The organism is Rudaea sp., assembly GCF_047601565.1.
Lineage (GTDB): Bacteria > Pseudomonadota > Gammaproteobacteria > Xanthomonadales > Rhodanobacteraceae > Rudaea.
In genome coordinates this window covers 1,999,436-2,013,274 of sequence record NZ_JASGIY010000001.1, presented here as the reverse complement: position 1 = coordinate 2,013,274, position 13,839 = coordinate 1,999,436, and the positions used below count along the sequence as shown (strand labels likewise).

At 67.3% G+C, this 13,839-nt stretch carries 13 protein-coding genes and 1 pseudogene; 1 reads left to right on the top strand and 13 read right to left on the bottom strand.

The features are described from left to right. Window positions 1–72: 72 nt before the first annotated feature. The 6 genes and pseudogenes from purD to QM741_RS08680 all read right to left on the bottom strand — a co-directional run bounded on the left by purD (window position 73) and on the right by QM741_RS08680 (window position 7,462). Window positions 73–1,356 (bottom strand): phosphoribosylamine--glycine ligase, encoded by a 1,284-nt coding sequence (gene purD / locus QM741_RS08705; protein ID WP_415207319.1) that lies wholly within the window; start codon window positions 1,354–1,356, stop codon window positions 73–75. Between the two features lie 158 nt (window positions 1,357–1,514). Next, entirely contained in the window at window positions 1,515–3,089 is a 1,575-nt protein-coding gene (gene purH / locus QM741_RS08700) for a bifunctional phosphoribosylaminoimidazolecarboxamide formyltransferase/IMP cyclohydrolase (RefSeq protein WP_415207318.1), read from the bottom strand. A gap of 152 nt (window positions 3,090–3,241) precedes the next feature. Beyond that, entirely contained in the window at window positions 3,242–3,514 is a 273-nt protein-coding gene (locus tag QM741_RS08695; protein WP_415207317.1) for a helix-turn-helix domain-containing protein, read from the bottom strand. A 162-nt stretch (window positions 3,515–3,676) separates the two neighbouring features. Continuing rightward, on the bottom strand, window positions 3,677–4,441 hold the full coding sequence (locus QM741_RS08690) for a zinc-ribbon and DUF3426 domain-containing protein (RefSeq protein WP_415207316.1): 765 nt from the start codon (window positions 4,439–4,441) through the stop codon (window positions 3,677–3,679). Window positions 4,442–4,499: 58 nt separating this feature from the next. Further along, window positions 4,500–6,426 (bottom strand): annotated as a pseudogene (locus tag QM741_RS08685) (DEAD/DEAH box helicase). Window positions 6,427–6,571: 145 nt separating this feature from the next. After that, entirely contained in the window at window positions 6,572–7,462 is an 891-nt protein-coding gene (locus QM741_RS08680) for a hypothetical protein (RefSeq protein WP_415207315.1), read from the bottom strand. Between the two features lie 124 nt (window positions 7,463–7,586). Between QM741_RS08680 and QM741_RS08675 the strand changes: the two genes are divergently transcribed. Further along, window positions 7,587–8,801 carry a tryptophan--tRNA ligase gene (locus tag QM741_RS08675; protein ID WP_415207314.1) on the top strand — a complete coding sequence of 405 codons (1,215 nt, stop codon included), beginning with the start codon at window positions 7,587–7,589 and terminating at the stop codon, window positions 8,799–8,801. A gap of 70 nt (window positions 8,802–8,871) precedes the next feature. Here the strand turns inward: QM741_RS08675 and QM741_RS08670 are convergent, their stop codons facing one another. The 7 genes from QM741_RS08670 to QM741_RS08640 form a co-directional block, all read right to left on the bottom strand. Further along, window positions 8,872–9,252: a VOC family protein gene (locus tag QM741_RS08670; protein ID WP_415207313.1), complete on the bottom strand. Its 381-nt coding sequence runs from the start codon at window positions 9,250–9,252 to the stop codon at window positions 8,872–8,874. 4 nt (window positions 9,253–9,256) lie between these two features. Continuing rightward, window positions 9,257–9,757 carry a cytidine deaminase gene (locus QM741_RS08665; protein WP_415207312.1) on the bottom strand — a complete coding sequence of 167 codons (501 nt, stop codon included), beginning with the start codon at window positions 9,755–9,757 and terminating at the stop codon, window positions 9,257–9,259. A 66-nt stretch (window positions 9,758–9,823) separates the two neighbouring features. After that, window positions 9,824–11,176: a dihydrolipoamide acetyltransferase family protein gene (locus QM741_RS08660; protein WP_415207311.1), complete on the bottom strand. Its 1,353-nt coding sequence runs from the start codon at window positions 11,174–11,176 to the stop codon at window positions 9,824–9,826. Between the two features lie 7 nt (window positions 11,177–11,183). Next, window positions 11,184–11,543, bottom strand: coding sequence for a DUF1304 domain-containing protein (locus QM741_RS08655; RefSeq protein ID WP_415207310.1), 360 nt, complete (start codon window positions 11,541–11,543; stop codon window positions 11,184–11,186). Between the two features lie 19 nt (window positions 11,544–11,562). After that, complete coding sequence (locus QM741_RS08650; protein WP_415207309.1) at window positions 11,563–12,543, bottom strand: alpha-ketoacid dehydrogenase subunit beta; 981 nt, start codon at window positions 12,541–12,543, stop codon at window positions 11,563–11,565. 87 nt (window positions 12,544–12,630) lie between these two features. Next, a complete protein-coding gene (gene pdhA / locus QM741_RS08645; protein WP_415207308.1) occupies window positions 12,631–13,707 on the bottom strand; it encodes a pyruvate dehydrogenase (acetyl-transferring) E1 component subunit alpha in 1,077 nt (358 codons plus the stop codon). Further along, the gene (locus QM741_RS08640) at window positions 13,704–13,835 is read right to left on the bottom strand and encodes a hypothetical protein (protein ID WP_415207307.1); all 132 of its coding nucleotides are present in this window, start codon (window positions 13,833–13,835) and stop codon (window positions 13,704–13,706) included. The genes pdhA and QM741_RS08640 overlap by 4 nt, the downstream gene beginning before the upstream one ends. Window positions 13,836–13,839: the final 4 nt, after the last annotated feature.

Genomic DNA, 13,839 nt, shown 5'->3' with positions numbered 1-13,839 from the left:
TTTGCGCTTCGACGACAAACGACCGGCAAATGCCGCGCCGAGAGTAGCAAACCTCGGCGCGTGCCGCGTGCCTCAGCCGTCGCGCGCCAACGCGCGATGGCCGATATCGCGGCGATAAAACGCGCCGTCGCACTCGATCTTCTCCGCTGCGGCGTAGGCGGCGCGTTGCGCGGCACGCAGATCCGCGCCGAGCGCGCAAACGGTGAGCACGCGCCCGCCCGAGGTGACGATCCGGCCGTCCGCGATCTTCGTGCCGGCGTGGAATATCTTCGCGTCGGTGCCGACATCGGCGTCGTGGCAGCGGATCGCATCGCCCGTGCGCACCGTGCCCGGATAGCCGTGCGCGGCGAGCACGACGCCGATCGCGGGACGCGAATCCCATTGCGTTCGTTGCGCATCGAGACGGCCGGCGAGCGCGGCTTCGATGAGGTCGACGAGATCGGATTGCAGGCGCAGCATGATCGGCTGCGTTTCCGGATCGCCGAAGCGAACGTTGAACTCGATCACCTTCGGCGCGCCGTGCTTGTCGATCATCAGGCCGGCGTAGAGAAAACCCGTGAACGGCGCGCCGTCGGCGGCCATGCCGGCCAGCGTCGGTGCTATCACTTCGCGCAGGATGCGCGCTTCGACCTCGGGCGTGACCACGGGCGCGGGCGAATAGGCGCCCATGCCGCCCGTGTTCGGGCCGGTGTCGCCGTCGCCGACGCGTTTGTGGTCCTGGCTCGTCGCCATCGGCAGCGCGTGCTTGCCGTCGGCGATGACGATGTAGCTCGCCTCCTCGCCGTCGAGGAATTCCTCGATCACGACGCGCGCGCCGGCGCTGCCGAGCGTGTGCGCGCCGAGCATGTCGTGCAGCGCCTGCTCCGCTTCGGCCAGCGTCGTCGCGACGACGACACCTTTGCCCGCGGCGAGGCCGTCGGCCTTGATGACGATCGGCGCGCCTTTCGCGCGCACGTGCGCGAGCGCGGGCTCGAGTTCGGTGAACATCGCATAGTGCGCGGTCGGAATGCCGTGGCGGGCGAGGAAGTCCTTGGCGAACGCCTTCGAGCCTTCGAGCTGCGCGGCCTTCGCGCTCGGGCCGAAACAGCGCAGCCCGGCCGCGTTAAAGCGGTCGACAAGTCCGGCGACGAGCGGCGCCTCGGGGCCCACCACGGTCAACGCGACGTTTTCCACCTGTGCAAAACGCAGCAATGCGTCGATGTCGGTCGCCGCGATCGGCACATTGCGCACGCCGGGCTCGCTCGCCGTACCGGCGTTGCCGGGCGCGACGATCACCTCGCTCACGCGCGGCGACTGCTTGAGTTTCCATGCCAGCGCGTGTTCGCGCCCGCCGGAACCGATGACCAACATTTTCATGACGACTCCTGCTTCCCTTCTCCCATCGGGAGAAGGTGCCCCGGTAGGGGCAGATGAGGGAAAGGCGTTGATGCTTGGCAGCGCGCATGTTCATTGCAGCGCTCTTCCCTCATCCGCCCTTCGGGCGTCTTCTCCCGGTGGGGGAAGGGAAGAAAAATTCAGTGCCGAAAATGCCTTATGCCCGTGAACACCATCGCGATGTCGTGCTCGTCGGCCGCGGCGATCACTTCGGCGTCGCGCATCGAGCCGCCGGGCTGGATCACGCTGTGGATGCCGGCCTTGGCCGCCGCGTCGATACCGTCGCGGAACGGGAAGAACGCATCGCTCGCCATCGCGCTACCGGGCACGGCCAGGCCCGCCTCCTCGGCCTTGAGCGCGGCGATCTTCGCGCTGATCACGCGGCTCATCTGGCCGGCGCCGATGCCGATCGTGCGCTTGTCGCGCGCGTAGACGATCGCGTTCGACTTGACGAACTTGGCCACGCGCCAGGCGAACAGCAGGTCGTCGAGTTCGGCCGCGCCTGGTGCGCGCTTGCTGACGATCTTCAGGTCTTCGCGCCGCACTTCGTGCGCGTCCGCGGTCTGCATCAAAAGGCCAGAGCCGACGCGCTTGACATCGACGTTGTTGCGGCCGTTGCCGTGCGGAATCTTCAGCACGCGCACATTGACCTTCTTCGCGCACGCGGCGAGCGCGGCTGCGTCGAAATCGGGCGCGATCAGCACCTCGACGAACTGGCGGTCGAGAATCGTCTTCGCCGTCGCCGCGTCGAGCGTGCGGTTGAACGCGATGATACCGCCGAAGGCCGAGGTCGGGTCGGTCGCATAGGCCGACTCGTAGGCCTCGGCGATGCTCGCCGCCTCGGCCACGCCGCACGGATTGGCGTGCTTGACGATCACGCAGGCCGGCGTCTCGCCGAACTGGCGCACGCACTCCCAGGCCGCATCGGCGTCGGCGAGGTTGTTGTACGACAGCTCCTTGCCCTGCAGTTGCGCGAACGTCGCGAGCGTGCCGGGCGCCGGCCACAGGTCGCGATAGAACGCGCCCTGCTGGTGCGGGTTTTCGCCGTAGCGCAGATCCATGACCTTGACGAAATTGCCGTTGTTCTGCGCCGGAAACTGCGCGTGCGAGCCGTCGGCCTGGATTGCCGACAAGTAGTTGCTGATGAACGCGTCGTACTGCGCCACGCGATCGAACGCGGCGACGGACAGCGCGAAGCGCGTGGCCGCCGACAGGGCGCCGCCGTTCGCGTCGAGCTCGGCGAGCGTCGCCGCGTACTGCGCGGGATCGGTCAGCACGGCGACGCGCGGATAGTTCTTCGCCGCGGCGCGCAGCATCGCCGGGCCGCCGATGTCGATGTTCTCGACCGCTTCGGCGAGCGTATGGTCCTTGCGCGCGGTCACGGCCTCGAACGGATACAGATTGAGCACGAGCAGGTCGATCGCCGCGATGCCGTGCCGCGCCATCACCGCGTCGTCGACGCCGGCGCGGCCGAGCAAGGCGCCGTGGATCTTCGGATGCAGCGTCTTGACGCGACCGTCCATGATTTCCGGAAAGCCCGTCACTTCGCCGACGTCGGTCACGTCGATGCCGGCGTCGCGCAGCGCCTTCGCCGTGCCGCCCGTGGAAAGCAGTTCGACCTTGCGCGAATGCAGCCCACGCGCGAAGTCGATCAGGCCGGTTTTGTCGGAGACGCTGAGCAGCGCGCGCCGGATGGGAACGAGAGAATCGATCACGGGGAAATCGATGCAGGAAAAGGGGCGCGAATTATAAAGCGGCAAGGACGGCGCTGCGCGCCTTCGTCGAGGCAGAGCCTGCCGGCTTCCCCGCTCCTGCTCCCGGCTCGCTCGCTCCTGGCCCGCGAGCGCGCCGCGGACCTCGCTTTTCCTTATGGATCGTGCGCCGCCAGCTTCTTGCGCAGCGTGGCGCGGTTGATGCCGAGCGCGGCCGCGGCGCGACTCTGGTTGCCGTCGGCCCACGCCATCACCTCGCGCAGCAGCGGCGCCTCGACTTCGCCGAGCACGAGTCCGTACAGGCCGTTCGCTTTGCCGTCCATGTCGTGCAGGTAGCGGCGCACGGCGCGCGCGACGCACTCGCGCAGCGCGGGTTGCAGTGCGGATTCGCCCGTTTCGGCGAGCCGGAGATTGGGAGCGGCGTTCATGGTGCGGGTATCCCCTTCGATTTCCAGTCTTCCCTGTTCGCGACGACCCCGCCGCCGGCTCTCGCAACGGAGCCGGAAATTTTGCAGCGCGGGTCGGATAGTCTATCGCCGCGAAGGCCGCTTGGTAAATCTTTTTTTGCCGCCGCCGCAACCGGGCTTGCGCTACAGGAACTTGAACTCGTAAGCGACCGCGTTCCGGCCCGGATCGGCGACCTCGAACACGAGCGCGGTCGAAGCGTGCGCCGCGAGGCCGGACGCGCGCGTGTGCGCGTCGCCCAGGTATTCCGCCGGCTTGAAGCGGCGCATCGCAATGCGCTGCTCGTCGAGGTCGGCCAGCGTGATCTCGACGGTCGGGAACGCCTGCGCCACATCCGCGTCGTTTCGCAACGTCGCCGAGATGATCAGCGCGTTCGGCACCGAAGGGTGCGGTCGCACGTCGCGCGAGAGCAGCGCGAGGCTACCGGGATCGTGAGCGAGCGGCAGGCGGCAATGCAGCGATGCGCACGCGCGCTCCAGCCACACGCGGGAAGTCGGATTCTGCAGCAGTTCGTCGCGCTGTCCCCATGCGACTTGGGCGAGGAGAAGCGGCGCCAGCAGCGCGATGCCGCTTTTCCAGACCCAGCCGGGCGTGCCGGCGCGGATGCGCTGCGCGCGCGCGAATTCGGGCGTCGGCGCGGGGGCCGGCGGGGCATGCATTGCGAAAGCGGCCGCGAGCGGGCGCATGACCGGCAGCATGAGTTCGGGCACGGCCGCGCGGAATTCGTGTTCGGCGAGCTTTTGCGCGCCGATCGGCAGATTCTCGGTCAATGTGCGCAGCGCATCGAACACGGCCGTGCAGTGGCTGCACGCGACGCTGCCGCGCGCCTGCGCCAACGCTTCGGGCGCGATCAGATAGATCGTCAGGCAGTCGGGGCACTGCGTGTACATGACCGGATTGTACTTGCTGGCGCGCGGGTGCGGACCAAGAGCGCCGCGGGACGAAAATTCAGCGGCGTTTTCTGCCGGCCGGCTCGCTTTTCCTGCGCGCCGAATGCATCGGCGTGGAGGCGCCGTCGCTCGCGTCGCGGCGGATGCGCAGTCGCTGCCCGGCGACCCAGACTTTCTTGAGGTGCGCCAGCAGTTCCGGTGGCATGCCTTCGGGCAGGTCGATCAGGCTGTGGTCGTCGCGGATGTCGATGCGGCCGATGTGCCTGGATTCGAGGCCGGCCTCGTTGGCGATCGCGCCGACGATGTTGTTCGGCTTGACGCCGTGCACGTGGCCGACTTCGATGCGGAAGGTTTCCATGCCGTATTCGTGAGTGCGCTCCTGTCGAGGTTCGCGGCGCGGTGATTCTTCACGCGCCTTGCGCGACGGTTTGTCGTCGTCACGCCGCGTTTTGAGCGAAGCCGGCGCAGCGGCGACTTCGGCGCGTTCCGAAGAAGTCGCGAACGGCGTGGCATGTTCAATCCGATCGGCGAAACGATCACGACGGCGTTTCTCCTCGCCGGTGGCTCCTCGGGGCTTGAACTCGCGCTCCGCAAATGGTTTGCGCGCGGGGCGTTCGTCGTTGGCGAATTCGCGCCGTTCCGGCTTTGTGGGCTTTTCCAGCAGCAACGCCTTGTCGCCCTGCGCCAAGCGCGCCAGCGCCGCCGCAATCTCGATCGCCGGCACGTTGTGCTCGGCCTCGTAGGCTTCGATCACGCCGCGGAACACGGCCAAGCCGTCGGCGGCGAGCGCTTCGGTGATACGGTCCTTGAACTTCGCCACGCGCGCCTCGTTGACGGTTTCGACCGAGGGCAGCTGCATCGGCTCGATCGCCTGCCGCGTGGCGCGCTCGATCGCGCGCAGCATGCCGCGTTCGCGCGGCGCGACGAACAGGATCGCGTCGCCCGTGCGTCCGGCGCGACCGGTGCGGCCGATGCGGTGCACGTAGCTTTCCGTGTCGTAGGGAATGTCGTAGTTGAGCACGTGGCTGATGCGCTCGACGTCGAGGCCGCGCGCGGCGACGTCGGTCGCGACGAGGATGTCGATCTTGCCGTCCTTGAGCGCGGCGATCGTGCGCTCGCGCTGCTGCTGCGCGATGTCGCCGTTGATCGCGGCGGCGGTGAAACCGCGCGCCTGCAAACGTTCGGCGAGTTCCTCGGTCGCCTGTTTCGTGCGCGTGAACACGATCATCGCATCGAACGGCTCGACTTCGAGGATGCGCGTTATCGCGTCGAGCTTCTGCATGCCGCTGACCAGCCAATGGCGCTGACGGATGTTCGCCGCGGTCGTCGTCTTCGCCGCGATCTTCACCTCGACCGCATCGCGCAGGTAGGTTTGCGCGATGCGCCGGATTCTGACTCGGCATCGTCGCCGAAAACAGCGCGATCTGGCGCGTCGGCGGCGTCTTCTTCAACACCGCTTCCACGTCGTCGATGAAACCCATGCGCAGCATCTCGTCGGCTTCGTCGAGCACGAGCGTGGTCAGCGCGGACAGATCGAGCGAGCCGCGTTCGAGGTGGTCGATCACGCGCCCTGGCGTGCCGACGACGACGTGCGCGCCGCGGCGCAGACCGCCGAGCTGTGGGCCGTAGGCCTGGCCGCCGTAGATCGGCAACACGTGGAAGCCGGGCAGATGCTGGGCGTAGCGTTGGAACGCCTCGGCCACCTGGATAGCCAGTTCGCGCGTCGGTGCGAGTACGAGCGCCTGCGGCGACTTTTTGTACAAATCCAGCTTTTGCAAAATCGGCAGCGCGAACGCGGCGGTCTTGCCGGTGCCGGTCTGCGCCTGGCCGAGCACGTCGCGGCCTTCCAGCAGATGCGGGATCGTCGCGGCCTGGATCGGCGACGGCGATTCGTAGCCGAGGTCGGCAAGAACCCTGAGCAGTTCCTCGCGCAGCGCGAGGTCTCGGAAAGTGGTCGGCGCGGGATGGGTTTCGGCAGTGGACATGGCGGCGATGGTGAGAGAGCCGCCTGCTCATCTTCCCTTCTCCCGTCGGGAGAAGGTGGCGCAAAGCGCCGGATGAGGGTTCGGCATCGGTAGTGCTCACAATGATAACCGAACCCCAACTTCTTTCCCGACGAAGGGGAACTCTTCAGCTTCTCGGATCGGGTACGAATCCACCCGGAAACGCCTGCGGTTCGACGAAGCGCCGCGGCGGTGGCGGCGGCGGGATCACGCCGAGCGCGACGAGATTGGCGCGACTGTCGTACCGGATCGACACGACTTCGTTCGGCTGCGTGCCTGCGCGCGCGAATTCGGTCCAGGCGACGTGCGAAATTTCGCGCGCGCCGTGGCCGGTACCGAGCGATTCTTCGGCCTTGCGCATGTGCGCCGCGGAGCCGGGGGCGGCCGTTTCGGCGCGCGCCAGGTCATTCGTCGCCCCCGCCGATTTCGCGATTGCGCTTTCCGCATCCATCGCGCCGGACGGCACGGAAGCGGGTGCCGGTTTCTGCGATGCGGGCTGCGCCGGAGGCGATGGCGGCGTGTAACGGTCGGCCAGCGGCGCGCTCGCGATCTTGCCCTCGCGCCAGGGCAGGTCGAGCGGCTTCTCGCGGAACACGGCGACGCCGATCGCGCCGACGTTGTCGGGGCGCCCGGTCTTTGCCGCGTAGCTCGACGACAACGCGGTGAAGTTGAACTGCGCGACTTCGCTCGCCGACTTGCGCCAGCCGGCAACGTCGGTGTTCTGGTACGGATCGAGCACGTAACCGGACTGGGCTGGGCTGGCGGTCTGCCCCGTGACCGCGTTGACGCCGTCGACCGAGAGCACCGCGAGCACGCGCTCGCCGATGCGGTTGGCGATGCGCACGCTGTAGCGATGGCCCGGCGTGCCGGCGACGTAGATCTTGCCGTCGCGCGCGTAGGTCGTCAGGGTTTTGCCCGTATCGCGATCGATCACGCTCAGATCGACGAGATCGCCCGCGCGTGCGAGCGGCGCGCAGGAAAGGGCGGCAAGGACGAGGCTGGACAGCAGCGTTTTCATCGGACACTCCGTTGGCAAGGTGAACGATGCAACGGAGCGGAGCGCTCGGCGGGGTTAAGCCGGTTGTCTGCGCTGCCGCTGGCAATCGCTTAAACTCCGTGTTCCACGCAGTACAGTCGCAAGAATGACCTCGAAAACCCGCATCCTCACCGGCATCACCACGACCGGCACTCCGCATCTCGGCAACTACGTCGGCGCGATCCGCCCGGCGATCGCGGCGAGCCGCGACGCCGATGCCGAGTCGTTCTACTTCCTCGCCGACTATCACGCGCTGATCAAGTGCGACGATCCGGCGCGCATCCAGCGCTCGACGCTCGAGATCGCGGCGAGCTGGCTCGCCTGCGGGCTCGATCCGGGAAAAGTGTACTTTTACCGCCAATCCGACATCCGCGAGATTCCCGAGTTGACCTGGCTACTGACCTGCGTCACCGCGAAGGGCCTGCTCAACCGCGCGCACGCCTACAAGGCCGCGACCGATGCCAATCGCGAGAAAGGCGAGGATGCGGACGCCGGCGTGACCGCGGGCCTGTACATGTATCCGGTGCTGATGGCCGCGGACATTCTCATTTTCAACGCGAATAAGGTGCCGGTCGGGCGCGACCAGGTGCAGCATATCGAGATGGCGCGCGACATCGGCCAGCGCTTCAACCATCTCTACGGCGGGGAGTATTTCGTGCTGCCCGAAGCGGCGATCGAGGAGAACGTGGCGACGCTGCCCGGCCTCGACGGACGCAAGATGTCGAAGAGCTACGACAACACGATTCCGCTGTGGCTGCCGGCGAAGGAACTGCGCAAGGCGGTTCTCGGCATCGTGACGAATTCGCTCGCGCCGGGCGAGGCGAAGAATCCCGACGACTCGAATATCTTCAGCATCTACCAGGCCTTCGCGAACGCGCAGGAAACCGCAGCGATGCGCCAGGCGTTCGCCGACGGCATCGGCTGGGGCGATGCGAAGCAGAAGCTGTTCGAGCGCCTCGATGCCGAACTCGCGCCGATGCGCGAAAAATACGACACGCTGATCGCCAAGCCTGCGGAGATCGAGAGCATCCTGCATGCCGGCGCCGCGCGCGCGCGCGCGTTGGCCGGGCCGTTTCTCGACAAGCTGCGCCATGCGGCGGGGTTGCGCGATTTGCGATCGGCCGCCGAAGCGGAAGCGAAATCGGTCGCGCGCAGCGAAAAGCCCGCGCTGCAACCCGTGGTGTTTCGCGAAGCCGATGCGTTCGCGTTCAAAGTGCTCGACGCCAAACGCAACGTGCTCAAAACCCAAGGCGGCTTCGCCGATGCGAAAGCGGCGATGGCCGCGGCGCGTGAGGCGATGGAAGAACTTCCGGCCGCGTAGGGGCGCGATTCATCGCGCCCGGCTCCCGGGGTTCGCCTCTTGAAAAAGCCGGGTTCGATGAATCGAACCCCTACGGCCACTCGTTCACGTACGGCCCGAACTCCGCGCGCTGCTTGCGCACGACGCAGAAGCGATGCCCGCTCGGCGCCTGCATCACCCACCAGCGCTTGACGAAGGCGATGCGCGTTGCGCCGATCGCTTCGAGGCGCGCGACTTCGGCGTCGAGGTCGTCGGTTTCGATGTCGAGATGGATGCGCGCCTCGTGGTCGACGCGCTGCAGCAGCAGGAACGGTTCGTCGGCGTCCGTTTTCAGCTCGGCGTACTTGCCGTCGCCGTCCTGGTCGAACGTGGCGACCGGGCGGCCGAGCGCGCGGCTCCAGAATTCCGCGGCGTCTTTCAGATCATCGACCTGGCAGTCGAAGATATAGGCGCTGATCCGGCTGTGGTGCATGGGATCAGCCGCGCCGCACGGCTTTGCGCGGTCCCGTTGCGGCCGCGGCGCGGCGCTTCGGCGCGGTTTCGAGGCGGAAGCCGCCGGGCAGCAACTCGGCCAGCGTCGCCACGCGCACGTCGCCGCGCGTGTTGCACATGATCACGCGCAGATCCGGGCCGCCTTGCTCGAACAGCACCTGACGGCAAGCGCCGCAGGGCGTGACCGGCTCGGGCGTGTCCGCGACGACGGCGATCATCGCCAATCCCTTGCGCGCGGCGCCGCTTGCGTGAGCCGAGAATACGGCCGTGCGTTCGGCGCAGTTGGTGAGTCCGTAGGAGTCCGATTCGACGTTGCAGCCGAGCACGATCTCGTTGCCGTAGCGCGCCGCGGCGCCGACCTTGAATTGCGACTGATGCGCGTGGGCGCGCAAGCGTGCTTTCTTCGCGGCGGTGACGAGCGCGCGTTCGTCCGCGGTCAATCGAGTTTGATTCGCCTCGACGCGCTTCAATCCGTTACGTTTCATTTCATTCCGGATCAGGCTGGGCGCAATGGTATACGCCCGGCCGCGTGCCGCGTCAATGCTTGCGGACTACTCCGGCAAGGCGAGGTCTTCGAGCATCGCCTTGAGGAATCGCGCGGCCTCGCCGCCCGTGCAGGCGCGATGGTCGAAGGTCAGCGACAGCGGAATCACGCGATGCGCCTCGATGCCGCCGATCACGGGCACGGCTTCGAAGCGCAGCTTGCCCGCGGCGACGATCGCGACGGTCGGCGGCACCACGATCGGTGTCGCGTAGCGCCCGGCGAACACGCCGAAGTTCGACAGCGAGATCGTGTAGCCGGTCAGTTCCGACGGCGGGATGCTGCGCTCGCGCACCTGGCGCATCAGATGGTCGAGGGCGAGGCGCAGGCCGTGCGCGTCGAGCGCGTCCGCGTTGCGCAACGCGGGCACGAACAGGCCGTCGACCGTGTCGACCGCGACGCCGATGTCGACGCGCTCGTGCAGCGTGCGCGTCAGGTTCTCGCCATCGAACCAGGCATTGAGCGCGGGCACCGCCTTGCAGGCGTGCACGATCGCGCGCAGCAGGCGCACGCTGACGTCTTCGCGGGGACGCCAGGCGTGGATATCGGCGTCGTCGTTGAGCGTGGTCGGCACGACTTTCGATTGCGCGTCGGCCATCACGCGCGCCATGTTGCGGCGCACGCCTTTGAGTTGCTCGGGCGTGCCCAAGATACTTGCTTCCCTTCTCCCGCCGGGAGAAGGTGCCCGAAGGGCGGATGAGGGAAGAGCCTCTCCGATTTCCGAGTTCGTGACAGCCTGCGAGGCTTTTCCCTCACCCGTCGCGCTGCGCGCGCCGACCTCTCCCGGTGGGAGAGGTGAAGCAGTTTGCTTCGCCGCGTCCGTTTTCGCCGCGGCCGCGAAGTCGCGCACGTCCTTCATCGTCACCACGCCGCCTGGGCCGCTCGGCGGCACCTGCGACAGATCGACGCCGAGCTTTTTCGCCAGCGCGCGCACGGCCGGCACCGCCTTGACGCCGCCGACCGCGACCGCGGCTTCGACGACGACGCGGTCGCTCGCCTGCATTTCGCCGACGACCGTGCCGGTGTCAGGCCGCTGGACCGATGCCGCAGTGGGCGCCATCGGCGCGGGCGCTGCGTGGCGCCCGGTCGCATGCGCTTCCGCGCGCTGCGGCGCGGAGGGATCGATCTCGAAGTCGGCGAGTGGCGCGCCGGTCGCGATCACGTCGCCGTTGCTTCCGTATGCCTTTACCAATTTTCCCGAATACGGCGACGGCACTTCGACGACGGCCTTCGCCGTTTCCATCGAAATCAGCGGCGCGTCGAGCGCGATCGTGTCGCCGGGTTTGACCAGCCACTCGACGATCGTCGCGTCAGGCAAGCCTTCGCCGAGATCGGGCAGGCGGAATGTCTTTGTTTGGCTCACGGGCACCTCACCGCGCTTGCAGCAGGATCAGGGTGACGATCGCCGGCAGCGCCTGGAAGAAAAAGATTCGCTTGTTGACGGTCGCCGCGCCGTAGATGCCGGCGACAATGACGCAGGCGAGGAAGAAGATCGCGACGTGAAAGCCTTCGTGGCCACCGAGGACGAGGCTCCAAATCAGGCCGGCGGCGAGGAAGCCGTTGTACAGGCCCTGATTGGCGGCCAGCGTTTTCGACGCCGCCGCGAATTCGGGCGTTAGGTTGAACACCTTGCGCCCGAGCGGCTTGTCCCAGAAGAACATTTCGAGGGCGAGGAAGTACAAGTGCAGCAACGCAACGAAGGCGATCAGGATTTGCGCGATGACGTGCATGGCCGGTCTCCGTTGCGCGTCAGCTCGCCGCCAGCGTACGTTTCGCCGCGGCGACGATGCGCGCGGTGCTCGGCAGGTCGTTCATCTCGAGTCGGTACAGCGGCATCGGCACGTCGTAACCGGCGACGCGCTCGACCGGCGCATGCAGGTCGTACAGCGCATGCTCGGCGAGGCGCGCGGCGATCTCGCCGCCGAAGCCGCCCGTGTACGGTGCCTCGTGCACGATCACGCAGCGATGCGTCTTCTTCACCGACTCGTGGATCGTATCGAAGTCGAGCGGCTTGAGCGTGGCGACGTCGATCACTTCGGCCTTGATCCCTTCGGCGGCGAGTGCATCTGCCGCTTCGAGCGTTTCCTTGACCTGCGCGCCCCAAGTGACGAGGGTCACGTCGCTGCCGTCGCGCAGGACGAAGCAGACGTCGAGCGGCAGCGCCTCGCCGTCGTCGGCGACTTCCTCCTTGTACTGGCGGTAGATGCGCTTGGGCTCGAAGAAGACCACCGGGTCGGGATCGCGGATCGCAGCGAGCAGCAGGCCGTAGGCGCGACCCGGCGAGGAGGCGATGACGACGCGGATGCCGGCGATGTTGGTGAACAGCGCTTCGATCGCTTCCGAATGATGCTCGGGCGCATGGATGCCGCCTCCCCACGGCGCGCGGAACACGGCCGGGCAGGTCAGCCGTTCGCGCGTGCGCGTGCGCATGCGCGCCGCGTGCGAGGCGATCTGGTCGATCATCGGGTACATGAAGCCTTCGAACTGCGCCTCGGCGACCGGCCGCATGCCCTGCGCGGCGAGGCCGACCGCGAGGCCGGCGATCATCGCCTCGTCGAGCGGCGTGTCGATCACGCGCTCGGGACCGAACTCCTGCTGCAGGCCGGCGGTGGCGCGGAACACACCGCCGTTGATGCCGACGTCCTCGCCGAGCACGACGACGGCCGGATCGCGCGCCATCTCGTGCGCGAGCGCCATGGTGATGCCTTCGATGAGGTTGATTTGCGGCATGGCGTTGTTCGGGGGAGTTACGGCTCCCTCTCCTCCAACGGCTTCATCGTTGGGGGAGAGGGCTTGAACGCACGGCGTCCGCTGCGCTCATGTCAGCTTGCCCAAGTCGAGCGCCGCGGCGCGCTGGCGTTCCAAGTCGAGCGGCAGTTCGGCGTAGGTGTGGTCGAACATCGCCGACACCGGCGGCGGTTTCGTCGCGAGATAGGCGTCTATTTCCTCGTCGATGCGCCGGCCGGATTCAGCCAGCCAGTCTTTTTCTTCATCATCGCTCCAGGCATTCATGCCTTGCAGGTAGGCGCGCAGGCGCTTGATCGGGTCCTTTTCCCATGCCGCCTTGACTTCGTCCTCGCTGCGATAGCGGCGCGCGTCGTCGGCGGTGGTGTGGTCGGACAGGCGATAAGTCACCGCTTCGATCAGCGTCGTGCCGTGGCCGTGGCGCGCGCGCTTGACCGCATGGTCGAGCGCGACGCGCATCGCGATCAGGTCGTTGCCGTCCACCTGAATACTTTCAACGCCGGCGGCGATGCCTTTCTGCGCGAGCGTCTTCGTCGCGGTCTGCTGCGCGCGCGGAATCGAGATCGCATACTGGTTGTTGACGATGACGACGACCAGCGGCAGCGCGAACGCGCCGCCGGCGTTGAGCGTCGCGTAGAACTCGCCCTTCGAGGTGCCGCCGTCGCCGACCGTGGCGAGGGCGACGCGCGGTTCCTTGCGGATCTTGAACGCGAGCGCGGAGCCCGCCGCGTGCAGGCATTGCGATGCGATCGGCACGCACCAGGCGAAGTCGTGCGCGGGGCCGGAGAAGTCGTTGCCGCGCTCGTCGCCGCCCCAGTAGAGAAGAACCTCGCGCGCCTTCACGCCGCGCTGGAACTGTGCCGCGTAGTCGCGATAGTACGGTGCGAATGCATCGTCCTCGGCGAGCGCCGAGCCGATCGCGGCGAAAGTCGCCTCCATGCCGAGGCAAGACGCGTAGGTGCCGAGCTTGCCGGTGCGCTGCAAGGCGATCGCCTTGGCGTCGAACACGCGCGTGAAGCACATGAGCTTGTACGCCTCGACGAGCGCGCGCACGTCGCGCGCGAGGGCGGGCGCGTCCTCGCCGAGGAGCTTGCCCGACTCGTCCAAATATTGCAGGTAATCGATTTCGAAACTGGCTGCGATGCTCACGCGCTACGGCCGTGATCGGCAATCTTGACGTGCTTGATAACAGCCTCGGCGCCGTCGATGCAAGGGGCGGCGCAAAACGGATCACAAAACAGGCGCGCTGCGGCGATCGACCGCAGCGCGCCCGGCATTGCC